Consider the following 24,001-nt stretch of genomic DNA (forward strand, 5'->3'; position numbering starts at 1 on the left):
CTTTAGTGGGCTCCCTTCAGTTCCACCTGGGCACTGCCCATGTAGGCTTCGATGACGGCAGGGTCCTTCGACACCTGCTCGTAGGGCCCCTCGGCCAGCGTGGCGCCGCGCTGCAGCACCGTGATGGTGTCCGCGATGCTGGCCACCACGCTCATGTTGTGCTCCACCATCAGCACCGTGCGGTCGGCGGCCACCTTCTTGATGAGCGCGCGGGTGCGGTCCACGTCCTCCAGGCCCATGCCCTGGGTGGGCTCGTCCAGCAGCATCAGCTTGGGGTCCATGGCCAGCGTGGTGGCGATCTCCAGCGCACGCTTGCGGCCATAGGCCAGCTCCACCGCCAGCTTGCCCGCGAAGGCGGCGAGGTCCACCGCGTCCAGCAGCTCCATGGCGCGGGCGTTCAGGCTGTCCAGGCTGCGCTCGCTGCGCCAGAAGTCGAACGAGTGGCCGCGCTGGCGCTGCAGGGCCACGCGCACGTTCTCCAGCACCGTCAGGTGCGGGAACACGGCGGAGATCTGGAACGAGCGCACGACGCCGCGGCGGGCCACCTGCACCGGCGTCTCGCGCGTGATGTCGTGGCCGTCGAAGACGATGCGCCCGGCGGTGGGCGTGAGGAACTTGGTCAGCAGGTTGAAGCAGGTGGTCTTGCCCGCGCCGTTGGGGCCGATCAGGGCGTGGATGCGGCCGCGTCGCACCCGCAGGTTCACCTGGCTCACCGCGACGAAGCCCTTGAACTCCATCGTGAGGTCGTTCGTCTCGAGGATGTATTCGCTGCTGCGCATGAAGAATCAGGCCTCCGCGGGGCGCGCGCCGAGACGCCGGGACAGCGTGCGCGCGGCTTCTTGCACCACCTGCTTCTGGCGGTCCATCTGGCCGGCGCCCAGCACGGCCTTGTTGAGACACACGCCCACGGCGGCTACGGCCTGCCCGGTGGCGTCGAAGATGGGGGCCGCCAGGGCGACGACGCCCTCGCGGATGCCCTCGTCGTCCACGCTGTAGCCCTGGGTGCGGCAGGCGGCGAGCTCCGCCCGCAGCTCGGCCGCGGTGGACGCGCCCTGGGCGGTCAGGCGCGGCAGCGGGTCGGCCGGCAGCAGGGCCCGCAGGCGGGCCTCCGGCAGGTGGGCCAGCAGCGACTTGCCGGTGGCGGACAGGTGCGCGGGCAGGCGCATGCCCACGTGGAAGGCCAGGCCCAGCGGCCGGCTGCCGTGGCGCACCGCCACGTAGATCACCTCGCTGCCGTTGAGCACCGAGAGGATCAGCGTTTCCTCGGGCGCGTGGCCCTCCTGCCAGAGGCGGTCGAACTCGCCGGCCACGCTGGTGCTCGCCACGAAGGCCTCGGCCAGCGCCATGACGGCCGGGCCGATCTGCATGGCGCCGTCGCTGGCGCGGCGCAGGTAGCCGGAGCTCAGCAGCGTGTTGCACAGCCCGTGCACGCTGCTCTTGGGCAGGGCCAGCTGGCTGGCCACGCGCGCCATGCTCAGGGCCTGGCGCTCCCGCGCGAGCAGGTCCAGCACGGCCAGGGCACGCACGACGGCGGGCACGCGCGCACCGCCGGTCCCTTCCCCCCTCGCCGGGTCGGCGGGGAGGCGGGGCGCGGCGGTGGACGAGGGGGAGGTCATGGGTTCAAGCTGCTGAACCACGTTCAGCCTTTCGAACCAGTCTGCGAGCGCGGGGGCAGGGTGGTCAACGGGTTCGGCCCCAGGTCACGGGTAAACACCGATCCAGCGATCCGCCCCGGCGCCGCGTCGCGCCACCCGGCCGGAACTGGCCCGCTGCCGGGGTGGTTCTCGGGCGATCGCCTGCGGCGCGGCTTCCTAGCATGGACATCCATGCATCCCGCGCTTGTGTCCTCCGCTGCCCGTGCACCGGCCACGCCCGCCCCGGGCTGGCGGTCGCGCCTGCCCGCCATGGTGGGGCTGGCGCCGTGGGGGCTGGCAGTGCTGGCGGACTGGGCGGCGGACCATGCCGGCAGCCTGCGCGGCACGGCCACCTGGCAGTTCGTCGGCATGGCGGCGGCGGTGGCCGGGCTGGTGGGCATCGCCGTGTGCCTGTGGCGGCTCGGCGGCGGGCGCGGCATGCTGCCGCGCGCGGTGCTGGGCGTGCTGCTGGCCATCGGGCTGGGCACGGCCGGGCCATCCTCCGCCCAGCGGGCCGCGGAGATCGGTCGCATCGCCTTCGGCCTGGACCCGCTGCCCGCGGCGCGGGTGGAACTGTCGGGCGACGGGCGCACGCTCTGGCTGCGCGGCGCCATCGGCACCGGTTCGGCCGACGCGGTGGCGCGCGCGCTGGGCGCCGCGTCCGGGGTGCGCCTGGTGCGGCTGGATTCGCCCGGCGGCCGGGTGTACGAGGCGCGCGAGATCGCAGAACTGCTGCGCGCCCGCCGCGTGGACACGTTCGCCGAGGGGCTGTGCGCCAGTGCCTGCACCGTGGTGCTGCTGGCCGGCCGCGAGCGCGGGGCGGCCGAGCAGGCCCGCATCGGTTTCCATCGGCCGCAGTTCGCCGGGCAGGACGACGAGGCGCTGGGCACCAGCCACGCGCTCATCCGCGCCTACCGGGACGCCGGGCTGGGCACCGCCTTCATCGACCGGGTGCGCGCCACGCCCAGCCGGTCGATGTGGTACCCCGCGCGTGCCGAGCTGTTGCGACAGCGTGTCCTGACCGGCTGAGCCCGCTATGCTCCGGCGCCTCACCGACAGGATGGAGGCGCCGCATGCCCACTGCCCCGACGCTGCCCCAGCCGCCCATCCGGGTGGGCATCGGCGGCTGGACCTTCGAGCCCTGGCGGGGCAGCTTCTACCCGCCCGGGCTGCCGCACGACGACGAGCTGGCCTACGCCAGCCGCCAGCTGCGGGTCATCGAGGTCAACGGCACCTACTACCGCCTGCAGAGCCCCGCCACCTTCGCCCGCTGGCACGCGCAGGCGCCCAGCGGCTTCGTCTTCAGCCTGAAGGCCTCGCGTGTCGTCACCCAGCGCCGGGTGCTGGCCGAGGCGGGCGAGGCGGTGCAGCGCTTCGTGGACAGCGGCCTGGCCGAGCTCGGCGACAAGCTGGGGCCCATCGTCTGGCAGCTGCCGCCCACGCACCGTTTCGAGCCGGACGACCTGGCGGCCTTCTTCGCCCTGCTGCCGCAGAAGGCGGGTGGCCTGCCCCTGCGCCATGTGCTGGACCCCCGGCACGAGAGCTTCCGCTCTGGCGAGTACCTGGCGCTGGCGCGCGCCCACGGCATCACCACGGTGTTCACCGACGGCGAGGACTACCCGCCCATCCCCGACCCCACCGGCCCGTTCGTCTACGCGCGGGTCATGCGCACCGAGCCGCAGAACGCGCTGGGCTGCACGCCCGAGGCGCTGGACGCGCTGGCGGCCTGCGCCCGTGCCTGGCAGCAGGGCGGGGAGCCCACCGGCCTGCCGCGGGTGGACGCCGCGCCGGCCACCGGGCCCGGCGCGCCGCGGGAGGTGTTCCTGTTCTTCATCAGTGCGGCCAAGGAGAAGGCGCCCCTCGCCGCCCGGGCGCTGCAGCAGCGGGTGGATGCGCTCCCGCCCATGGCCTGAACAGGCGGCTTGGCGGCCGCACGTGATTCCAGTCGTATCGGTTCCCCCGGGGGTATGGGCTGTTTGGTGACATGCGCACACAACGGGCTTGCTGCACCCCCTATCTTGAGGGGGTTTGTCCACTCCAGCGCCCGCCCACCCATGAGCCACTCCGCCCAGACGCCCCGTTTCCGTTCGTCCGTCGTGCATCTCCTGCCCTCCACCGGCAAGCCCGCCTCCCGCCTCGCCGTCGGTGCGCTGATGCTCGCAGGCACCGCCTGGGCCGCCACGCCGGGCACCGGCAACCCCGATGGCACCTGCGGCGTGCCGGTGAACGCCCGGGCCGTGGACACCAGCCATCCCACCACCGTGATCGGCAACGGCACGCCCGCCAGCTGCACCTCGCGCGCCTTCGTGGACGCCGTCGCCAAGGGCGGCATCATCAAGTTCAGCTGCGGCCCCAACCCCGTCACCATCACGCTCACCGAGACGGCCAAGGTGCGCAACGACAAGCCCAACGTGGTGATCGACGGTGGCGGCAAGGTCACGCTCAGCGGCGGCGGCGTGCGCCGCATCCTCTACCAGAACACCTGCGACCCGGCCCAGGTCTGGACCTCGCCGCACTGCGACACGCAGGACACGCCCCGCACCACGGTGCAGAACATCACCTTCACGCGCGGCAACTCCGCCGGGCAGGACTACGGCCAGAGCGAGGTCTATGGCGGGGGCGCCATCTTCGTGCGCGGCGGGCGGCTGAAGATCGTCAACGCGCGCTTCTTCAAGAACACCTGCGAAGGCACCGGCCCCGATCTCGGGGGCGGCGCCGTGCGCGCCTTCGTGGCGTCCCCGGTGGTGCCCATCTACATCACCAAGAGCACCTTCGGCGGCGGCAGCGGCTATGGCAACAGCTGCTCCAACGGCGGCGCGATCAGTGGCCTGGGCAGCAACTTCGCCATCTACAACAGCCTGATCACCGACAACACGGCCGTGGGCTGGGGGGCCAACCCCCAGCGCCCGGGCACGCCCGGCGGTGGCAGCGGCGGCGGCATCTACCAGGACGGCAACACCATCCGCCTGACTATGTGCGGCACCAAGGTGCAGCGCAACCATGCCAACGAGGGCGGCGGCGCCTCGTTCTTCGTGAGCAACAACCTCACGGGCACCATGACGATCAACAAGTCGGTGCTCTCGGGCAACCCGAGCGACGGCTTCGAGTCCGACGGCCTGCCCGGCATGTTCGTGCTCGCGGCCCCGGGCCAGCCGGTGGTGACCGACTCGCAGATCCTGCGCTGAGCGGCGGCGGGGCCCTGCGGGGCCCCGCGAGGTGGCTGGCGGAAGCGGTGAGATTCGAACTCACGGACGGGATGAACCGTCGCCGGTTTTCAAGACCGGTGCCTTAAACCGCTCGGCCACGCTTCCGTTACGCAGCGGGCATTATCCCCGGATCATCCCGGGATCAGCACGGCGCCTGCGCCTGCGTGCAGCGCACCTGCGTCACCTCGCGCCGGCCGCCCTCCACGCGCACGGCGGTGAGCGCGCCGCCCCACACGCAGCCGGTGTCCAGCGCCAGCAGGTCCGGCCGGTTGATCAGGCCCAGGGTGGACCAGTGGCCGAACGCCACGGGCTGGCCGGCAGTGGCGCGCTGCGGGTGCTCGAACCAGGGCGCGAAGCCGGGTGGAGCGGCGTCGGCACCTTCCTTGGTGTCGAACTCCAGCGTGCCGTCGGCGGCGCAGAAGCGCAGCCGCGTGAGCACGTTGACGATGCAGCGCAGGCGGTCCGCGCCCGTCAGGTCGTCGCTCCAGCGCGCGGGGGTGTTGCCGTACATGCGCGGCAGGAACTCGGCCAGTGCCGGGCCCTGCAGCACGGCCTCCACCTCGGCCGCCCGGGCCAGGGTGGAGGCCGCGTCCCAGGCCGGCACCACGCCGGCATGCACCAGCAGCCAGCCGCAGGCCATGTCGGCCAGCCGGCCCTGGCGCAGCCAGGCCAGCCAGGCCTCGCGCTGCGGGTGCGCGAGGATGTCGTCCAGCGTGTCGCGCCGGTGCGGCGGGCGCACGCCGTGCGCCACGGCCAGCAGGTGCAGGTCGTGGTTGCCCAGCAGCACCGTGGCCGAGCTGCCCAGCGCGTGCAGGCGCTGCAGCGTGGCCAGCGAGCCGGGGCCCCGGTTGACCAGGTCGCCCAGCACGTGCACGTGGTCGCGCGAGGCGGAAAAGCCGATCTCGGCCAGCAGGCGGTCCAGGGCGTCGCAGCAGCCCTGCAGGTCGCCGATGAGGTAATGCATCGGCCGATTCTGCTACGCTCGGCGCCCGTTTCCGGGCCCTTTGCCGAGGCCTGACTCACCCGGCCTCATCCGCGGCGCACGCCGGGAGCCGCCTCCCGCTCCGCATGGACTTCGCCCTTCTCGTCTTCCTCATCCTGCTCAACGGCCTGTTCGCGATGTCCGAGATGGCGCTCTCGGCCAGCCGCAAGGCGCGCCTGCAGGTGATGGTGGAGGCCGGCGAGTCCGGCGCGCAGGCGGCGATGGACCTGCACGACAACCCCACCAAGTTCCTGTCGACCGTGCAGATCGGCATCACGTCGATCAGCGTGCTCAACGGCATCGTCGGCGACGCGGCCTTCTCCGGGCCGGTGTCGGCGTGGCTGCTGGCGCACCTGCCGCTGTCGCAGCGGGCGGCCGAGGTGACGGCCACCGCGCTGGTGGTGCTGATCATCACCGTGCTGTCCATCATCTTCGGCGAGCTGGTGCCCAAGCGCGTGGGGCAGATGTACCCCGAGACGGTGGCGCGCCTGGTGGCCCCGCCCATGGAATGGCTGTCGGCCGCCACGCGCCCGCTGGTGGCCGTGCTGGCCTTCAGCACCGAGGGCATCCTGCGCCTGCTCGGCGTGCGCGCGGGGCCGGCGCGCAGCGTGACCGAAGAGGAGATCGCCGCCAGCCTGGAGGAAGGCCTGGACGCGGGCGTCATCGAGGCGCAGGAGCACCAGATGGTGCGCAACGTGTTCCGCCTGGACGACCGGCAGATCGGCTCGATGATGATCCCGCGGGCCGAGATCGAGTGGCTGGATGTCAACGCGTCGCCCGAGCAGACGCTGCGCGCGATCGCCGAGGGGGACCATTCGCGCTACCCGGTGTGCCGCGGCGGCCTGGACGACGTGATCGGCGTGGTGGCCGCGCACAGCCTGCTCAAGCCGCTGTCCGAGGGCCGCGGCCCGGCGCTGGCCGAGCACCTGGAGCCGCCGGTCTTCGTGCCCGAGACGCTGTCCGGCATGGAGCTGCTGGAGCACCTGCGCACCTCGGGCGCCGAGCTGGTGTTCGTGGTGGACGAGTACGGGGCGGTGCAGGGCGTGATCACCGTGCGCGACGTGCTGGAGGCCATCACCGGCGAGTTCGGCACGCCCACCGACGAGGACGCCTGGGCGGTGCAGCGCGAGGACGGCAGCTGGCTGGTCGACGGACTCATCCCGGTGCCGGAGCTGAAGGACCGCTTCGACATCAAGGAACTGCCCGAGGAAGACCGCGGGCGCTACAACACCCTGGCCGGCATGATCATGCTGTTGCTGGGCCGGCTGCCCCGCACCACCGACCGGGTGGAGTGGGGCGGCTGGCGGTTCGAGGTGGTGGACCTCGATGGCAAGCGCGTGGACAAGGTGCTGGTGACCCGCCAGGCCGACCCGCAACAATCTGGAGACCTGAAGTGATCAATCCCGAGCTGCACAAGAAGCCGGTGGCGCTGGACCGTGTCGGGCACCGCGACCTCAAGGTGCGACGCGACCGCAACCCGCTGGCGGCGGCGGCCGGCCTCAACGCCTTCTTCCTCACCGCGGCGGAGTTCGTGGAGGCGTGCAAGGACTACCCCATTCTCTTCCTGCACGCAGGCAAGGACGACGCGGGCAAGGAGCTGTGCGCGCCGGTGGCCGTGTTCGGCCTCAAGCGGGGCGAGAACCTGTTCTGGCGCCATGGGCGCTGGGACGCGCGCTACGTGCCGGCGCTCCTGCGGGCCTACCCGTTCGCCATCGCGCCCACGCCGGAGCGGCAGTACGTCGTGTGCGTGGACGAGGACAGCGACGTGATCAGCCGCGAGGAAGGCGAGCCGCTCTTCGACGCCGAAGGCAAGGCATCGTCGTACCTGGAGGCCATGCGGCAGCTGGTCGAGAAAGCCGAGGTCGAGGTGGAGCGCACCAAGGCCATCGGCCGCCGCCTGCTGGAGCTGGGCCTGCTGCAGCCCCGGCGCTTCGACGCCACGCTGCCGGATGGGTCACCGCTCACCATCGATGGCTTCCTCGGCCTGAACGAGGAGAAGCTGGCCCAGCTGCCGGACGCCGTGACGTTGGAGCTCGCGCGCAATGGCCTGCTGGCATTGATCCACTTCCACCTGGCCTCTCTGGGCAACATGGGCCGGCTGCTGGAAGTGCACGCCGAGAAGCGCGCCGCCGAGGCGGCCTGAGCCGCCAGGGCGCGCCGGCAGGGCGCGGCGTGGGGTTGGCCCTGAGCAGCGGCCGGCGGGTGCCCGCGTAAGCTGGGGCATCCCCCTGCCACCGCCCTTGCTTCGACCAGGAGACCCGCCATGCCCCGTGCCTCGCGCGCCTTGACCCCGCTTCTTCGCCTGGCTGCCGGCGCCGCCCTGGCCGCGGCCCTGCCCGCCACGGCGCAGGAGGTGACGCTGCGCTTCCACCACATCTGGAACACCCAGGCCATGGCCTCGGTGCAGGTGATCCAGCCCTGGTGCGACAAGATCGCGCGTGAATCCGCCGGCCGCATGAAGTGCCAGGTGCTGCCCGCCATGACAGGCGGCGGCACCCCGCCGCAGCTGGTGGAGCGCGTGAAGGACGGCGTAGACGACCTGGTCATCACGCTGCCGGGTTACACCGCCGGGCGCTTCCTGGCCATGGAGGTCTTCGAGCTGCCCTTCATGACCAACTCGGCCGAGGCCGGCGCGCGCGCGGCGTGGGACTACCTGCAGAAGCACGCGCTGAAGGAGTTCCCGGGCACCAAGGTGCTGGCCACCTGGGTGCACGACGAGGGTTACGTGCACACCCGCGACCGGCCCGTGCGCACGCTGGCCGACTTCAAGGGCCTCAAGATGCGCGCACCCACGCGGCAGACGAACAAGCTGCTCGCCAGCCTGGGCGCCACGCCGGTGGGCCTGCCGCTGCCGTCGGTGCCCGACGCGGTGAGCAAGGGCACCATCGACGGCTTCCTGCTGCCGTGGGAGGTGATGCCTTCGCTGAAGCTGCAGGAGATGGTGCGCTACCACAGCGAGACCGACCCGAGCCGGCCGGCGCTCTACAGCGCCGTGTTCGTGTTCGCCATGAACCAGGCGCGCTACGACAGCCTGCCGCCCGAGCTGAAGAAGGTGATCGACGACAACAGCGGCGCGGCGCTGTCGCGCCAGATCGGCCGCACCTGGGACCAGAGCCAGGACGCGGGCCGGCGCGCCGCACGCGAGCGCGGCAACGTGTTCCATACCGTGCCCGCGGCCGAGCTCGACCAGTGGCGCGAGAAGGCCGCGCCGCTGTACGGCGCCTGGGTCAGCGAGGTCACCGCCAAGGGCTGGCCGGGGCAGCAGATGCTGCAGGACGCACAGGCCCTGCTGGCCCAGTACCGCAGCGCGCCCTGAGGGGCCACCTTGGGGGCGGGGCCACGCCGCGCCCGCCCCGGCGGGCCTGGATCCGCCACAATCCGCCGCATTCGCCGACCGGCAGGTCGGCGAACGGCATCCGCCGCCCCGCACCCCGCCCTGACGAAAGACCCGCGCCCATGTCCGACCCGCTCGTCCTGGTGGCCGATGACGGCCCCGTCCGCACGCTCACGCTGAACCGGCCTGCGGCCCTCAACAGCTTCACCTCGGCCATGCACGCCGAGCTGCGCGACGCGCTGGACGCGGCCGCCGCGGCCCACCATGTGCGTGCCGTCGTCATCACCGGCGCGGGGCGCGGCTTCTGCGCCGGCCAGGACCTGAACGACCCGGGCATGGCCCCGGGGGCCGACGGCAAGGTCGACATCGGCGCCGTCATCGAGGCCAACTACAAGCCGCTCGCCCTGCGCCTGCGCGCCATGCCGGTGCCGGTGCTGGCGGCGGTCAACGGCGTGGCGGCCGGCGCGGGCGCCAACCTCGCGCTGGGCTGCGACCTGGTGGTGGCGGCGCGCAGCGCGAGCTTCATCCAGGCCTTCGCCAAGATCGGCCTCATCCCCGACTGCGGCGGCACCTGGCTGCTGCCGCGGCTGCTGGGCCGGGCCCGCGCGCTGGGCCTGGCGCTCACCGGCGACAAGCTGCCCGCCGAGGAGGCCGTGCGCCTGGGCCTCATCTGGCAGTGCGTGGACGATGCCGAGCTCATCGCCACCAGCCAGGCCCTGGCCCAGCGCCTGGCCGCCATGCCGGTGAAGGCGCTGGCCGCCACCCGGCAGGCGCTGGACGCGGCCGCGCACATGACCATGGAAGACGCGCTCGCGCTGGAAGCGCGCATGCAGCGCGACCTGGGCAACCAGGCCGATTTCGCCGAAGGCGTGGCCGCGTTCCAGCAGAAGCGCGCCCCCCACTTCACCGACCGCTGAGAGGGCCTGCCGCCATGGCCGAGACCGACCCCCAGCGCCTGGCCGAGGCCGTGCGCGACGCCATGTGGCGCAACGACCGCGCGTCGCAGGGCATGGGCATGCAGGTGCTGGCCATCGGGCCCGGCACCGCCACCCTGCAGATGTCGGTGCAGGACCGCATGCTCAACGGCCACGACATCTGCCATGGCGGCTTCGTCACCACCCTGGCCGATTCGGCCTTCGCCTTCGCCTGCAACGCGTACAACGAGGTGACCGTGGCCTCCGGCTTCGACGTCAACCTCGTGGCCGCCGCCCGCCTGGGCGACGTGCTCACCGCCACCGCCAGCGAGGTGCACCGTGCCGGCCGCACGGGCGTGTACGACATCGACGTGCGCAACCAGCGTGGCGAGCGGGTGGCCGCCTTCCGCGGCCGCTCCTACACCCTCAAGGGCCGACACGTGGTGGACCCCTCCACCCTGGCCTGAACCGCCCCGTTCCATGAACCACCGACTCCTCTCGCGGGCCCTGGCCACCGGGCTGGGCCTGGCCGCGGCCGTGTGCGCCGCCGCCGACCAGCCGCTCACCACGCTGCCCTACACGCCGGGGCTGGACGTGTCCTCCATGGACACGCGCGCGGCGCCCTGCGAGGACTTCTACCAGTACGCCTGCGGCGGCTGGATGCAGCGCAACCCCATCCCGCCCGACCAGGCACGCTGGGATGTCTATTCCAAGCTGGCGGACGAGAACAAGCGCTACCTCTGGGGCATTCTGGAGGGACTGGCCGGGCAGGCGGACGGGCGCACGCCGGCGCAGCAGCAGATCGGCGACCTGTATGCCTCGTGCATGGACGAGACGGCGGTGCAGGCCCGCGGGACGGCGCCGCTGGCGCCCTGGCGCGAGCGCATCGCCGGCATGCGCAGCCTGAAGGACCTGCCCGGCGTGCTCGCCGCGATGCACCTGTCCGTGGCCGGCGGGGCACCCTTCGCCTTCGACCAGAACCCCGACTTCGGCGACTCCAGCCGTGCGATCGGCTTCGTCATGGCCGGCGGACTGTCGCTGCCCGACCGTGACGACTACCTGTCCAGCGAGCCGCGCATGCGCGAGATGCGCGCCCGCTTCGTGGCGCACGTCGCCCGCATGTTCGAGCTGGACGGCATGCCGGCGCCACGGGCCGGGCAGGCCGCCATGACGGTGCTGTCCATCGAGAGCGAACTGGCCGCCGCCATGCTCACGCGCGTGCAGCAGCGCGAGCCCAGCCGCCTGCACCATGTGATGGACCTGGCCGGCCTGCAGCGGCTCGCGCCGCACATCGACTGGGCCGGGTACTTCCAGGCCCTGGGCGCGCCGGCGCAGCGCGTGGTGAACGTCACCGAGCCCGCGTTCCTGCGCGCGCTGGACGCCGCGCTGGCCCGGCGCCCGCTGGCCGAGTGGCAGACCTACCTGCACTGGCATGCCCTGCATGCCCTGGCCGACAAGCTGCCGCGGGCATTCGACGAGGAGCACTTCGCCTTCTTCAGCCAGGCCCTGCGCGGCGTGCCGCAGCCGCCCCCGCGCTGGCGGCGCTGCGTGAACGTGGTCGATGCGCTGCTGGGCGATGCACTGGGTCAGGAGTTCGTGCGCCGCACCTTCGGCCCGGAGCAGAAGCGCGCCACCGAGCGCATGGCCGCGCAGATCGAGCAGGCCATGGCGCGGCGCATCCAGGCCCTGGACTGGATGACACCCGCCACCAAGGCGCGCGCGCTGGAGAAGCTCTCCGCCGTGGTCAACAAGGTGGGCTACCCCGACCGCTGGATCGACTACGCCAGCGTGCGCATCGCGCGCGACGATTTCGCGGGCAACGTGCGCCGCGCCACCGAGTTCGACAGCCGCCGGGAGCTGGCCAAGATCGGCAAGCCGGTGGACCGCGTCGAGTGGAGCATGACGCCGCCCACGGTGAACGCCTACTACAACCCGCAGGGCAACGACATCAACTTCCCCGCCGGTGTGCTGCAGCCGCCGTTGTACGACCCGAAGATGGACGCCGGCCCCAACTACGGCAACACCGGCGGCACCATCGGCCACGAGCTGATCCACGGCTTCGACGACGAGGGCCGCCAGTTCGACGCCCGCGGCAACCTGCGCAACTGGTGGACGCCGCGCGACGAGGCCGCCTTCAACGAGCGCGCCCAGTGCCTGGTGGACCAGTACGCCCAGTACCCGGTGGTGGACGACATCCGCATCAACAGCCGCCTCACGCTGGGCGAGGACCTGGCCGACCTGGGCGGCCTGGTGCTGGCGCTCATGGCCTGGCAGGCCGAGGTGGGCGAGCAGGCCACGGCCACGCAGCCGCTGCGCGACGGGCTCACGCCGCTGCAGCGTTTCTTCGTGGGCTTCGCCCAGTGGGCCTGCGAGAACACGCGCCCCGAGGAACTGCGCATCCACGCCCGGGTGGACCCGCACTCGCCCGGCCGCTGGCGGGTGAACGGCCTGGTGGTGAACCTGCCGGAGTTCCAGCAGGCCTTCGCCTGCCGCACCGGCCAGCCCATGGCCCCGGCCAGGCGCTGCCGCGTCTGGTGACCCCCTCGCGGGCCGCGGACGCCCCGCCCTTGGGGTAAACGACGATGGCCCGGATCGCCCGGGGCAGCGATACAGCTGCCCGGGCGGTCCGGGCCTTGTTCTTGCGAGGTCCTGCGCCGGTTGAACACCACACGAGGAGCGCAGCGGATGGGGCGTCGACAAAGGCAGCACGGGCCGGTGGGCCGGGCGCGGGCGTGGCTGGCCATCGGGATGGTCGCCGTCGGGGCGGCCGGGGCGGCCGGGGCGGTGCAGGCGGCGCCTGGGCTCACCATCGGCGCCATCGTGCCGCGCAGCTGGCCCAACGCCGCGGACGGCGAGGACATCGTGGCCGGCATGCAGCTGGCCATCAAGACCTGGCCCGGCAGCGTGGCGCCGCGCCTGGTGATCCACGACAGCGGCTGCCGGGCCGAGCGCGCCGACGCCGCCGCGCGCGAGCTGGTGGCGGCCAAGGTCGATGTGGTGCTCGGCAGCTGGTGCGTCATCGGCCAGGCGCCGCGCATCGTCGCCGAAGCGGGCCTGCCCTACGTGTCGGCGCACCCCGAGCGCCTGCAGCGGCCGCCGGCCGGCGTGCTGCAGCTCGGGCGCATCGAGGTCTACCAGGCCGAGCAGGTGGCGGCGCGGCTGCGCCAGGAGACGGGGCTGCGCGTGTCCGCCCGCACCGCCTGTTGGATGGACTTCCGCCCCGTGGTGCGCGAGCCCTATGACGCCGTGCTGTGCCCGGTGGTCGGCATCGACGCCGGGCGCTGGCAGCAGGCCGAGGCCACTTTCACCGCCGCGCACCGCCGGCCCTTCACCTGGGCCGTGGCGCGCGGTTACGCGGCGATGGAGGCGGCGCTCGCCCAGACACGGCGGCTGCGCACCACCGGCCGCGCGAACGAGCCGCTGCCCACGGTGCTGGGCCCGCTGCCGGCGGCCGACGCCCCGGCGCCGCGCGACGCGCTGCAGCTGGTGCTGGCGCCGCGCCTGCCGAAGCTGGCCGCGCGCGAGGCCGCTGCCGTGCAGCAGCTGCTGCAGACGAAGGCCTGCTGTGCACCGGGCAGCGCCTGCGCGCCCACCGGTCCGTGGGCCGAACTGCCCTTCGAGGTGCGCGGCGCGAGCGCCGCCTGCCCGGTGCGCACGCCGGGCGCCGCCCCCTAGGGAAAAAACCGATGACCCCCTGACTTGCGTCAACCCGGCTGGCGCGCCTATGATTTACCGACCGTCCGGTAAACAAACCCCCCAGCTGCCCCGCAGCGCGCCCCATGCCCGTCAAGACACCCGCCCCCGGCGACCTGGAGCCCATCGAGACCGCCAGCCGGGATGAGCTGGCCGCGCTGCAGCTGCAGCGCCTGCGCGACACGCTGGAGCGGGTCTACGCCCACGTGCCGCACTACCGCGCCGCGTTCGATGCCAAGGGCGTGCACCCGTCCGACCTGCGCACCCTGGCGGACCTGGCGAAGTTCCCCTTCACGACCAAGCACGACCTGCGCGCCAACTACCCGTTCGGCATGTTCGCCGTGCCGCGCGAGCAGGTGGTGCGCGTGCACGCCTCGTCGGGCACCACCGGCAAGCCCACGGTGGTGGGCTACACCCAGGCCGACATCGACACCTGGGCGGGCCTGGTGGCGCGTTCCATCCGCGCGGCCGGCGGCCGGCCGGGCGACATCGTGCACGTGGCCTATGGCTACGGGCTGTTCACCGGCGGCCTGGGGGCCCACTACGGCGCCGAGCGCCTGGGCTGCACGGTCATCCCCATGTCGGGTGGCCAGACCGAGAAGCAGGTCCAGCTGATCCGCGATTTCCAGCCCGACATCATCATGGTGACGCCCAGCTACATGCAGGTGATCATCGAGGAGTTCCGCCGCCAGCAGCTGGACCCGCGCGAGATGTCGCTCAAGGTCGGCATCTTCGGCGCCGAGCCCTGGACGGAGGCCATGCGCGCCCAGATCGAGGCCGATGCGGCCATCGACGCCGTGGACATCTATGGCCTGTCCGAGGTGATGGGCCCGGGCGTGGCCAGCGAATGCGTGGAGAGCAAGGACGGCCCGGTCATCTGGGAAGACCACTTCTACCCCGAGATCATCGACCCCGAGACGGGCGAGGTGCTGCCCGATGGCGCGGAGGGCGAGCTGGTGTTCACCTCGCTCACCAAGCAGGCCTTCCCGATCATCCGCTACCGCACGCGTGACCTTACCCGCCTGCTGCCGCCCACCGCGCGCGGCATGCGCCGCATGGGCAAGATCGTCGGCCGCTCGGACGACATGCTCATCATCCGCGGCGTCAACCTGTTCCCCACCCAGGTGGAGGAGCTGGTGCTGCAGACGCCGGGGCTGTCGGGCCAGTACCAGCTCGTCGTCACGCGCAACGGCGCGCTGGACGAGGTCACCGTGCGCTGCGAGCTGCTGCCCGGGCAGGCCGGCGCCGACCGCGACGGCCTGGCGCGCCAGCTGCAGCACCGCATCAAGACGCTCATCGGCGTGAGCACCCACGTGGAGGTGGGCGCGCCCGAGACCATCGAACGCACGCTGGTGGGCAAGGCCCGCCGCGTCATCGACCAACGGCCGCGCTGACGCCTCCCGCGCCCGCCAGCCGCAACCAGGAGACCGCATGTACACCCAGGCGATGGACACCGCGCCGCAGGAGGCGCGCCAGGCCGTGCGTTCGGCCGACGAGGCCGCGCTGGAGGCCCGCTTCGAGGCCCGCATCGACGACGGCGCCTTCATCGAGGCGAAGGACTGGATGCCCGAGCACTACCGCAAGACGCTGGTGCGGCAGATCAGCCAGCATGCGCACTCCGAGATCGTCGGCATGCTGCCCGAGGGCAACTGGGTCACGCGTGCGCCCACGCTCAAGCGCAAGGCCATCCTGCTGGCGAAGATCCAGGACGAAGGCGGCCACGGCCTGTACCTGTACGCCGCCGCCGAGACGCTGGGCACCAGCCGCGACCAGCTGCTGGACGCGCTGCACAGCGGCAAGGCCAAGTACAGCTCGATCTTCAACTACCCCACGCTCACCTGGGCGGACGTGGGCGTGATCGGCTGGCTGGTGGATGGCGCGGCCATCATGAACCAGATCCCGCTGTGCCGCTGCTCGTATGCCCCGTATGCGCGCGCCATGATCCGCGTGTGCAAGGAGGAGAGCTTCCACCAGCGCCAGGGCTTCGACGCCCTGCACGTGATGATGCGCGAGGGCACCGAGGCGCAGCGCGCCATGGTGCAGGACGCGGTGAACCGCTGGTGGTGGCCCAGCCTGATGATGTTCGGCCCGCACGACAGCGACAGCCCGAACAGCGCGCAATCCATGCGCTGGGGCATCAAGCGCATCAGCAACGACGACCTGCGCCAGAAGTTCGTCGACGCCACCGTGGAGCAGGCCAAGGTGCTGGGCGTGAGCCTGCCCGACCCGCTGCTGAAGTGGAACGAGGCGCGCGGACACCACGACTTCGGCCCCATCGACTGGGCCGAGTTCTGGCGCGTGGTGGGCGGCGAGGGCGCGTGCAACCGCGAGCGCCTGCAGGCCCGCGTGGACGCCTGGGAAGAGGGCGCGTGGGTGCGTGACGCCGCGCTCGCCCATGCGGGCAAGGCCCCCACGGCCCCTGGCGGGGCCTGCCCCCCGAGGGGGCTCGCGCAGCGGACCGGCCAAGCCGGATCCGCGCACGCCACTTGAAGGGCGGCGGCGCCTTCGGCGCGCCGCGTCAGTGACCGGTCAGCGAAATGAGGAGATGGAGATGAGCGACGTGAAGAAGGAATGGCCGCTGTGGGAAGTGTTCGTGCGGCCCAAGGCCGGCCTGGACCACAAGCACTGCGGCAGCCTGCATGCGGCCGACGCCCGGATGGCCGTGCAACTGGCGCGTGACGTGTACACCCGCCGCATGGAAGGCACCAGCCTGTGGGTGGTGCGCTCCGACCAGATCGTGGCCTCGGACCCGGCCGACAAGGACATGTACTTCGACCCGGCCGAGGACAAGGTGTACCGCCACCCCACCTTCTACGAGCTGCCCGAAGCCGTGAACCACATGTGAGCCTGGCGCGACCATGACGACCCCCTCCATCACGGCCCCCACGTCGCTGCGCGCGCGCTACCTGCTGCGCATCGCCGACACCTGCCTCATCCATGCCCAGCGCCTGTCCGAGTGGTGCGGCCACGGTCCCATCCTCGAGGAGGACATGGCGCTCACCAACATGGCGCTCGACCTCGTCGGCCAGGCGCGTGCGCTGCTCACGCATGTGGGTGCCGCGCAGCCGCAGGCACTGGACGAGGACCAGCTCGCCTTCCTGCGCGAGGAGCGCGACTACCTCAACATGACGCTGGCCGAGCTGCCCGGCCGGCGCGCCGGCCGCGACTTCGCCGACGCCACGCTGCGCAACTTCCTGCTCGGCCAGTGGCTGCTGCTCACCTGGCAGCGTCTGCAGGCCAGCAGCGACGCCGAGGTGGCCGCCATCGCGGCCAAGGCCGTGAAGGAAGCGCGCTACCACGTCGAGCATGCCAGCGGCTGGGTGGTGCGCCTGGGCGACGGCACCGAGGAATCCACCCGCCGCATGCGCCAGGCCCTGCAGCGCCTGTGGCCCTACACCACCGAGCTGTTCGACACCGACGAGGCGGATGCCGAGGCCGCGGCCACCGGCCTGGGCCCCGCGCGCGACACGCTGCGTGCCGACTGGCAGGCGGCGGTGGCCGCGGTGCTGGCCGACGCCGGCCTGGCGGTGCCGGCCGAGACGCCTTTCCGGTCCACCGGCAGCCGCGGCGTGCACAGCGAGCACCTGGGCTACATGCTGGCCGAGATGCAGCAGCTGCAGCGCAGCTACCCCGGCGGACGCTGGTGAGCCGCGCGGCCCACGGATGACGAGCATGGCGGCGTCGCGCACTTCCTCCTCCGCGCTGTTCCCCGCGCCCGAGCTGCCCGCCGCGGCGCTGGGTGCGCTGGGCGTGGGTGGCGTGGCGTTGCCGCCGGTGCCGCCGCGTGCGCCCGGCCAGGGCCGCGTCGAGCGTGCCTGGGCGGTGCTGGGCGGTGTGGCCGACCCGGAGGTGCCCGCGCTGTCCGTCACCGACCTGGGCCTGGTGCGCGAGGTCAGCGAATCGCCCGCCGGCCTGCAGGTGGTGGTCACACCCACCTACTCCGGCTGTCCTGCCACCGAGGTGATCGAGGCGTCCATCCGCCAGGCGCTGGAGGCCGACGGCCTGGGCCCGGTGCAGGTGAGCCAGCGCCGTTCGCCCGCCTGGACCACCGACTGGATCAGCGACGCCGGCCGCGAGCGCCTGCGTGCCTACGGCATCGCCCCGCCCGGCCGGTGCGGCGAGGCAGGCGCTGCCCCGGCCGAGCAGCCCGTGCGGATCGTCGCCCGTGGCGTGGCCTGCCCGCATTGCGGCAGCGCCCGGACCGAACGCCTGTCCGCCTTCGGCGCCACCGCTTGCAAGGCCCTGTACCGCTGCCTCGCCTGCCGCGAGCCCTTTGAGCACTTCAAGCCGATTTGATGGACCCCCACGCTCCCTGCCGGTCGCTGCCCCCCGAGGGGGCTCGCGCAGCGGACCGGCGAAGCCGGATCCGCGCACGCCACTTGGAGCGAGCGGCGCTTCGCGCGCTCCCTTGACGGAGATATTGCCGATGACTTCTCTTCACTTCCACGAGCTGCGCGTGCGCGACGTGCGCCCCGACACCGACGAGGCGATGATCGTGTGCTTCGACGTGCCGGCGGAAATGGCCGAGACCTTCCGCTTCACGCAGGGGCAGTACCTCACCGTGCGGCGCGAGCTCGAGGGCGAGGACGTGCGGCGCAGCTACTCCATCTGCGCCGGCCTGGACGACGGCGAGCTGCGCGTGGGCGTGCGCAAGGTGGCGGGCGGGCGCTTCTCCAACTGGTTGCACAGCCAGCTCAAGGCCGGCGACACGCTGCAGGTGATGCCGCCGCAGGGCCGCTTCTTCGTGCCGCTGGAGCCCGCCGCCGCGCGCCACTACCTGGGCATCGCCGGGGGCAGCGGCATCACGCCCATCCTGTCCATCATGAAGACGGTGCTGGCGCGCGAGCCCGGCAGCCGCTTCACGCTGCTGTACGGCAACCGCCGCGCCGCGTCCACCATGTTCAAGGAAGAGCTGGAGGACCTGAAGAACCGCTACCTCACCCGCCTGGCGCTGCACCATGTGTTCAGCGACGAGCAGGTGGACTCGCCGCTCAACATGGGCGTGATGAACCGCGAGAAGGTGGCCGAGTTCCTGCGCACGCTGGTGGACGTGGGCAGCGTGGACCACGCCTTCGTGTGCGGCCCCTACGCCATGAACGACGAGGCGGAGGCCGCGCTGCGCGAGGCGGGCCTGGCCGAGGAGCGCATCCACATCGAGCGCTTCGGCATCCCGCTGCAAAGCGCGGGCGACCTGGCGAAGCTGCATGCGCCGCAGGAGGGCGACGCCGACAATGCCCGCGTCACCGTGGTGCGCGACGGCCTCACGCGCGACATCGTCTTCCGCAAGACCGACCCCAGCATCCTCGACGCCGCGGCCGCCGCCGGCATGGACGTGCCGTTCTCCTGCAAGTCGGGCGTGTGCGGCACCTGCCGCGCCAAGCTGATGGACGGCCAGGTGCGCATGGACCGCAACTTCGCGCTGGAGAAGCACGAGGTGGCCCAAGGCTTCATCCTCACCTGCCAGGCGCACCCGCTCACGCCCTGCGTCACCGTCTCGTTCGACGAGCGCTGACCGGCTGCCCGCTGCATGGCCCGACCCCGTTCTGCCGGCTACGACGACCAGCGCGACGCCATCCTGGCCCACGCCGCGGCGCTGTTCGCGCAACAGGGCTACACCGCCAGTTCCATGAACCAGGTGGCGGCGGCGTGCGGGCTGTCCAAGGCGGCGCTGTACCACTACGTGCGCGACAAGCACGCCCTGCTCGCGCTGGTGGCCGAGGGCCACGTGAAGCGGCTGGAGGCGGTGGTGCAGGACGTGCTGGCGCAGCCGCTGGCTCCCGATGCCCGCCTGCGTGAGCTGATCCTGCGCTTCGTGCGCGAATACGCCAGCGCGCAGAACGAGCACCGCGTGCTCACCGAGGACGTGAAGTTCCTCGGCGACGAGGAGCGCGCCCGCGTGCTGGCCATCGAACGCCGCGTGGTCGATGCCTTCGCCCGCACCGTGGCCGAGGTGCGCCCCGAGCTGCAGCAGGCCGAGCTGCACAAGCCCCTGACCATGCTGCTGTTCGGCATGATCAACTGGATGTTCACGTGGCTGAAGCCCGCCGAGGTGGGTTCGCCACGATTGACGCACGAGCAGATGGCCCCGATCGTGGCGGAGTTGTTCTTCGGCGGCCTGCCCGCCGTGGCAGCCACCGCCGCATCCCGGCGCGACAACGACCCTGCACCCCGACAGAAGACCGCTCGAAAGGAGACCGCCCTGTGAAGACCCTCAAGACCCTGGCCGCTGCCGCCCTCGTGGCCATTGCCGGCCAAGCGCTGGCCGACATCAACGTCGGCGTCACCGTCTCGGCCACGGGCCCGGCGGCTTCGCTGGGCATCCCCGAGAAGAACACCATCTCCCTGATGCCCACTACCATCGCGGGGCAGAAGGTCAACTACATCGTGCTGGACGACGCGTCCGACACCACCAAGGCCGTGGCCAACACGCGCCGCCTCATCACCGAGGACAAGGTCGACGTGATCCTGGGCTCCACCACCACGCCCAACTCGCTGGCCATGATCGACGCCGTGTCCGAGGCCCAGGTGCCGATGATCTCCATGGCCGCCTCGGCGCGCATCGTCGAGCCCATGGACGCGAAGAAGCGCTGGGTGTTCAAGACGCCGCAGAACGACATCATGATGTCGCTCGCCATCGCCGCGCACATGGCCGACGCCAAGGTGAAGACCGTGGCCTTCATCGGCTTCGCCGACGCCTACGGCGAAGGCTGGTACGGGGAGTTCGCCAAGGCGGCCGGCATCAAGGGCATCAGCATCGTGGCCAACGAGCGCTACAACCGCACCGACGCCTCGGTGACGGCGCAGGTGCTCAAGCTGGTGGCCGCCAAGCCCGACGCGGTGCTGATCGCCGGCTCGGGCACGCCTTCGGCGCTGCCCGCATCGGCCCTGGCCGAGCGCGGCTACACCGGCAAGGTCTACCAGACGCACGGCGTGGCCAACAACGATTTCCTGCGCGTGGGCGGCAAGAACGTCGAGGGCACCTTCCTGCCCAGCGGCCCGGTGCTCGTGGCCGACCAGCTGCCTGCCGGCCACCCGGTGAAGAAGTCCGCCATGGAGTACGTGGCCAAGTACGAGGCCGCCTACGGCAAGGGCAGCGTCTCCACCTTCGGCGCCCACGCCTGGGACGCCGGCCTGCTGATGGCCGCGGCCGTGCCGCAGGCGCTGAAGAAGGCCCAGCCCGGCACACCCGCCTTCCGCGCCGCCCTGCGCGACGCGCTGGAGCAGGTCAAGGAACTCCCGGGCGCGCACGGCATCTTCACCATGTCGCCCAACGACCACCTCGGCCTCGACCAGCGCGCCCGCGTGATGGTCAAGATCGAGAAGGGCGCCTGGCGCTACGTTCCTTGAGCCCCCACGCCCCCTTGCCAGGGGGCTGCCCCCCGGGGGGGCTCGCGCAGCGGACCGGCGAAGCCGGATCCGCGCACGCCGCTGGAAGGGGGCGGCGCTGCGCGCGCCCCGTTCCGTTCTCCCTGAGCTTGTCGAGGGGGTTGCCTCTTTCCCCGTTCGCCCTGAGCTTGTCGAAGGGCCTTCGTCTTTCCGTTCTCCCTGAGCTTGTCGAAGGGCCCACGCCATGACCACTCCACAACTCCAAAGTTTCATTGCCGGCCGCTGGCTGGGCCAGGAGGCTGGGCAGACGCTGCGCAGCGCCATCAATGGGCAGCCCGTGGCGCGCACGCATGCGGATGCCATCGATTTCGCCGAGGCACTGGCCTACGCCCGCGGCACGGGCCTGCCCGGTCTGCTGGCGCTCGACTTCCAGCAGCGCGCCGCGCGGCTGAAGGCGCTGGCCAAGTACCTGGTGGAGCGCAAGGAAGAGCTCTACGCCATCTCCGCCCACACCGGCGCCACGCGCGCCGACAGCTGGATCGACGTGGAGGGCGGCACGGGCACGCTGTTCGCGTACGCCAGCATGGGCTCGGCCGAGCTGCCCAGCAGCAACGTGGTGCACGAGGGGCCCGTGGTGCCGCTGGGCAAGCACGGCGGCTTCGCGGGCACGCACATCCTGGTGCCGCGCCGCGGCGTGGCCGTGCACATCAACGCCTTCAACTTCCCCATCTGGGGCCTGCTGGAGAAGTTCGCCCCCACCTTCCTGGCCGGCATGCCCTGCATCGGCAAGCCCGCCACCGCCACCAGCTACCTCACCGAGGCCCTGGTGCGCCTGATCGACCAGTCCGGCATCCTGCCGGCGGGCAGCCTGCAGCTCGTCATCGGCGGCACGGGCGACCTGCTCGACCGCCTGACCGGCCAGGACATCATCACTTTCACCGGCTCGGCCGATACAGCGGCCAAGCTGCGCGTGCACCCCAACGTGATCCGCCAGAGCGTGCCCTTCAACGCCGAGGCCGACTCGCTCAACTGCGCCATCCTGGGCCCGGATGTGACGCCGGGTGACGTGGAGTTCGAGCTCTTCGTCAAGGAGGTGGCCCGCGAGATGACGGTGAAGGCCGGCCAGAAGTGCACGGCCATCCGCCGCGCCATCGTGCCGCGCCAGCACCTGGACGCCGTGGCCGCCGCGCTCAAGACGCGCCTGGCCAGGACCGTGGTGGGCGACCCCGCGGTCGAGGGCGTGAAGATGGGCGCGCTCGCCTCGCACAGCCAGCAGGCCGACGTGGCCGAGAAGGTGGCCCTGCTGCGCCAGGGCGCCGAGCTCATTCACGGCGGCGAGGGCGTGCAGCCCCAAGGGGCCGGCACTGCCGAGGGCGCCTTCTTCGCGCCCACGCTGCTGCTGGCGCAGCACCCCATGGCCAACGACGCGGTGCACGACATCGAGGCCTTCGGCCCCGTGAGCACGCTCATGCCCTACGACGATTTCGACGAGGCGCTCGCCCTGGCCGCGCGCGGCAAGGGCAGCCTCGTGGGCTCGCTGGTCACCAAGACGCCCGCCATCGCGGCGCAGGCCGTGCCCGTGGCGGCTGCGCACCACGGCCGCCTGCTGGTGCTGGACGCACAGGCCGCGCCCGAATCCACCGGCCACGGCAGCCCGCTGCCCATGCTCAAGCACGGTGGCCCCGGCCGCGCCGGCGGCGGCGAGGAGCTCGGCGGCACGCGCGCCGTGAAGCACTACCTGCAGCGCACGGCGGTGCAGGGCTCGCCCACCATGCTGGCCGCGGTGACCGGCGAGTACGTGCGGGGTGCGGCGCGCATCGAGACCGAGGTGCACCCCTTCCGCCGCCATTTCGAGGAGCTGCAGATCGGCGAGAGCCTCACCACCCACCGGCGCACGGTGAGCGAGGCCGACATCGTCAACTTCGGCGGCATCTCGGGCGACTACTTCTACATGCACTTCGACGAGATCGCGGCGAAGGACACGCAGTTCGGCCAGCGCATCGCGCACGGCTACTTCGTGCTCTCGGCGGCGGCCGGCCTGTTCGTGAGCCCGGCGCCCGGGCCCGTGCTGGCCAACTACGGGCTGGACACGCTGCGCTTCGTGAAGCCCGTGGCCATCGGCGACACCATCCAGGCGCGGCTCACGGCCAAGCGCAAGATCGACCGCATGAAGACCGACGACAAGGGCCGCGGCCAGGGTGTGGTGGCGTGGGACGTGGAGGTCACCAACCAGCACGGCGAGCTGGTCGCCAGCTACGACATCCTGACGCTGGTGGCGAAGAAGGCGTGAGGCGCTCGGCCAGGCGGGCTACAGCCCGCTGACCACGGCGTCCAGTGCACCCACGATATCGGCGGCCCGGTCGGCCAAGGAGGCGACGGGCCGCTTCAGCTGGCGGGCGTCGATGCCCGCCGCGAGATGCGGCTGCAGCGCCAGCAACTGCCCCTGCACGACGAACGTGGGTGACAGGCGACGCGGCGCATGCGGCAGCGCGGCGGCCGTGGCGGACAGCGGCACGACGAACCGCGTGCGCAGCTCACTGAGCATCGCGCTCTGCACATCGACCAAGTACGGCACCTGCTCGCGAGAACGCAGGTCCGGGTTGGCGTACACGTCGTACTGGGCCATGGCCGAGGCCGGTCACCAGGTGCGCAGCCCGTCGCTCCACACGCCGTGCAGGTCGACCGCGTCGTTCTGGGCCTGCAGCCACTCCCCATACTCTGCGCTCAACGGCCTGCTGCGCTGGCGGGCGCGCTGGGCCGCCTGCAGCCGTTCGTAGTCGGCGTAGGACAGCAGCACCGAATCCGGCTGGCCCGACTTCTCGATCACCACGGGCTCTTCCTTTGCGCGCAGACACAGCGCGCCGAATCGGTTCTTGGCTTCGGTGGCAGTGACTCGCATGGCGCGCTCCAGC

Annotated in this window: 24 protein-coding genes and 1 tRNA gene; 19 read left to right on the forward strand and 6 right to left on the reverse strand. The window is 72.1% G+C overall.

What is annotated here, in order from left to right; translation table 11 throughout:
* Positions 1-2 precede the first annotated feature (2 nt).
* Both ACE3UN_RS12960 and ACE3UN_RS12965 read right to left on the reverse strand, forming a co-directional pair.
* A complete protein-coding gene (locus ACE3UN_RS12960; protein WP_374675376.1) occupies positions 3-779 on the reverse strand; it encodes an ABC transporter ATP-binding protein in 777 nt (258 codons plus the stop codon).
* 6 nt (positions 780-785) lie between these two features.
* Positions 786-1,538: an IclR family transcriptional regulator gene (locus tag ACE3UN_RS12965; protein WP_374675377.1), complete on the reverse strand. Its 753-nt coding sequence runs from the start codon at positions 1,536-1,538 to the stop codon at positions 786-788.
* Between the two features lie 288 nt (positions 1,539-1,826).
* Here ACE3UN_RS12965 and ACE3UN_RS12970 point away from each other — a divergent pair, with 288 nt between their 5' ends.
* From ACE3UN_RS12970 to ACE3UN_RS12980, 3 genes are all read left to right on the forward strand, one after another.
* The gene (locus ACE3UN_RS12970) at positions 1,827-2,663 is read left to right on the forward strand and encodes an ATP-dependent Clp protease proteolytic subunit (RefSeq protein ID WP_374675378.1); all 837 of its coding nucleotides are present in this window, start codon (positions 1,827-1,829) and stop codon (positions 2,661-2,663) included.
* Positions 2,664-2,707: 44 nt separating this feature from the next.
* Positions 2,708-3,547, forward strand: coding sequence for a DUF72 domain-containing protein (locus tag ACE3UN_RS12975; protein WP_374675379.1), 840 nt, complete (start codon positions 2,708-2,710; stop codon positions 3,545-3,547).
* A gap of 141 nt (positions 3,548-3,688) precedes the next feature.
* On the forward strand, positions 3,689-4,819 hold the full coding sequence (locus ACE3UN_RS12980; RefSeq protein ID WP_374675380.1) for a hypothetical protein: 1,131 nt from the start codon (positions 3,689-3,691) through the stop codon (positions 4,817-4,819).
* Positions 4,820-4,855: 36 nt separating this feature from the next.
* On the opposite strand, the gene ACE3UN_RS12985 is transcribed toward ACE3UN_RS12980, so the two are convergent.
* Positions 4,856-4,945, reverse strand: a tRNA-Ser gene (locus tag ACE3UN_RS12985).
* 37 nt (positions 4,946-4,982) lie between these two features.
* Complete coding sequence (locus ACE3UN_RS12990; protein ID WP_374675381.1) at positions 4,983-5,804, reverse strand: symmetrical bis(5'-nucleosyl)-tetraphosphatase; 822 nt, start codon at positions 5,802-5,804, stop codon at positions 4,983-4,985.
* A 104-nt stretch (positions 5,805-5,908) separates the two neighbouring features.
* On the opposite strand from ACE3UN_RS12990, the gene ACE3UN_RS12995 reads away from it, so the two are divergent.
* From ACE3UN_RS12995 to paaZ, 16 genes are all read left to right on the forward strand, one after another.
* On the forward strand, positions 5,909-7,219 hold the full coding sequence (locus ACE3UN_RS12995; RefSeq protein ID WP_374675382.1) for a hemolysin family protein: 1,311 nt from the start codon (positions 5,909-5,911) through the stop codon (positions 7,217-7,219).
* On the forward strand, positions 7,216-7,965 hold the full coding sequence (locus tag ACE3UN_RS13000; protein WP_374675383.1) for a SapC family protein: 750 nt from the start codon (positions 7,216-7,218) through the stop codon (positions 7,963-7,965). The genes ACE3UN_RS12995 and ACE3UN_RS13000 overlap by 4 nt, the downstream gene beginning before the upstream one ends.
* A gap of 120 nt (positions 7,966-8,085) precedes the next feature.
* The gene (locus ACE3UN_RS13005) at positions 8,086-9,138 is read left to right on the forward strand and encodes a TRAP transporter substrate-binding protein (protein WP_374675384.1); all 1,053 of its coding nucleotides are present in this window, start codon (positions 8,086-8,088) and stop codon (positions 9,136-9,138) included.
* Positions 9,139-9,278: 140 nt separating this feature from the next.
* Entirely contained in the window at positions 9,279-10,073 is a 795-nt protein-coding gene (locus ACE3UN_RS13010) for an enoyl-CoA hydratase-related protein (RefSeq protein ID WP_374675385.1), read from the forward strand.
* Positions 10,074-10,087: 14 nt separating this feature from the next.
* On the forward strand, positions 10,088-10,537 hold the full coding sequence (gene paaI, locus ACE3UN_RS13015; protein WP_374675386.1) for a hydroxyphenylacetyl-CoA thioesterase PaaI: 450 nt from the start codon (positions 10,088-10,090) through the stop codon (positions 10,535-10,537).
* A gap of 13 nt (positions 10,538-10,550) precedes the next feature.
* Entirely contained in the window at positions 10,551-12,608 is a 2,058-nt protein-coding gene (locus tag ACE3UN_RS13020) for a M13 family metallopeptidase (protein WP_374675387.1), read from the forward strand.
* 147 nt (positions 12,609-12,755) lie between these two features.
* Positions 12,756-13,745, forward strand: coding sequence for a hypothetical protein (locus ACE3UN_RS13025; protein ID WP_374675388.1), 990 nt, complete (start codon positions 12,756-12,758; stop codon positions 13,743-13,745).
* A gap of 104 nt (positions 13,746-13,849) precedes the next feature.
* Positions 13,850-15,157, forward strand: a complete 1,308-nt coding sequence (gene paaK / locus ACE3UN_RS13030) for a phenylacetate--CoA ligase PaaK (protein ID WP_374675389.1) — start codon at positions 13,850-13,852, stop codon at positions 15,155-15,157.
* A 37-nt stretch (positions 15,158-15,194) separates the two neighbouring features.
* The gene (paaA, locus tag ACE3UN_RS13035) at positions 15,195-16,253 is read left to right on the forward strand and encodes a 1,2-phenylacetyl-CoA epoxidase subunit PaaA (RefSeq protein WP_374675390.1); all 1,059 of its coding nucleotides are present in this window, start codon (positions 15,195-15,197) and stop codon (positions 16,251-16,253) included.
* A 61-nt stretch (positions 16,254-16,314) separates the two neighbouring features.
* Positions 16,315-16,608 carry a 1,2-phenylacetyl-CoA epoxidase subunit PaaB gene (paaB, locus tag ACE3UN_RS13040; RefSeq protein ID WP_374675391.1) on the forward strand — a complete coding sequence of 98 codons (294 nt, stop codon included), beginning with the start codon at positions 16,315-16,317 and terminating at the stop codon, positions 16,606-16,608.
* Between the two features lie 13 nt (positions 16,609-16,621).
* A complete protein-coding gene (gene paaC, locus ACE3UN_RS13045; RefSeq protein WP_374675392.1) occupies positions 16,622-17,410 on the forward strand; it encodes a 1,2-phenylacetyl-CoA epoxidase subunit PaaC in 789 nt (262 codons plus the stop codon).
* A gap of 25 nt (positions 17,411-17,435) precedes the next feature.
* Positions 17,436-18,059 (forward strand): 1,2-phenylacetyl-CoA epoxidase subunit PaaD, encoded by a 624-nt coding sequence (gene paaD, locus ACE3UN_RS13050; protein ID WP_374675393.1) that lies wholly within the window; start codon positions 17,436-17,438, stop codon positions 18,057-18,059.
* A gap of 130 nt (positions 18,060-18,189) precedes the next feature.
* The gene (gene paaE, locus ACE3UN_RS13055) at positions 18,190-19,275 is read left to right on the forward strand and encodes a 1,2-phenylacetyl-CoA epoxidase subunit PaaE (RefSeq protein ID WP_374675394.1); all 1,086 of its coding nucleotides are present in this window, start codon (positions 18,190-18,192) and stop codon (positions 19,273-19,275) included.
* Positions 19,276-19,290: 15 nt separating this feature from the next.
* Entirely contained in the window at positions 19,291-19,968 is a 678-nt protein-coding gene (locus ACE3UN_RS13060) for a TetR/AcrR family transcriptional regulator (RefSeq protein WP_374675395.1), read from the forward strand.
* Complete coding sequence (locus ACE3UN_RS13065; protein ID WP_374675396.1) at positions 19,965-21,110, forward strand: ABC transporter substrate-binding protein; 1,146 nt, start codon at positions 19,965-19,967, stop codon at positions 21,108-21,110. Before ACE3UN_RS13060 ends, ACE3UN_RS13065 begins: the two co-directional genes overlap by 4 nt.
* A 223-nt stretch (positions 21,111-21,333) precedes the next feature.
* Entirely contained in the window at positions 21,334-23,379 is a 2,046-nt protein-coding gene (gene paaZ, locus ACE3UN_RS13070; protein WP_374675397.1) for a phenylacetic acid degradation bifunctional protein PaaZ, read from the forward strand.
* A gap of 18 nt (positions 23,380-23,397) precedes the next feature.
* Here paaZ and ACE3UN_RS13075 read toward each other — a convergent pair whose 3' ends face one another.
* Together ACE3UN_RS13075 and ACE3UN_RS13080 are read right to left on the reverse strand one after the other, a co-directional pair.
* Complete coding sequence (locus tag ACE3UN_RS13075; RefSeq protein WP_374675398.1) at positions 23,398-23,715, reverse strand: CcdB family protein; 318 nt, start codon at positions 23,713-23,715, stop codon at positions 23,398-23,400.
* 12 nt (positions 23,716-23,727) lie between these two features.
* On the reverse strand, positions 23,728-23,988 hold the full coding sequence (locus ACE3UN_RS13080; protein WP_374675399.1) for a type II toxin-antitoxin system Phd/YefM family antitoxin: 261 nt from the start codon (positions 23,986-23,988) through the stop codon (positions 23,728-23,730).
* Positions 23,989-24,001 lie beyond the last annotated feature (13 nt).

The organism is Ideonella sp. (genome assembly GCF_041918995.1).
GTDB lineage: Bacteria > Pseudomonadota > Gammaproteobacteria > Burkholderiales > Burkholderiaceae_C > Ideonella.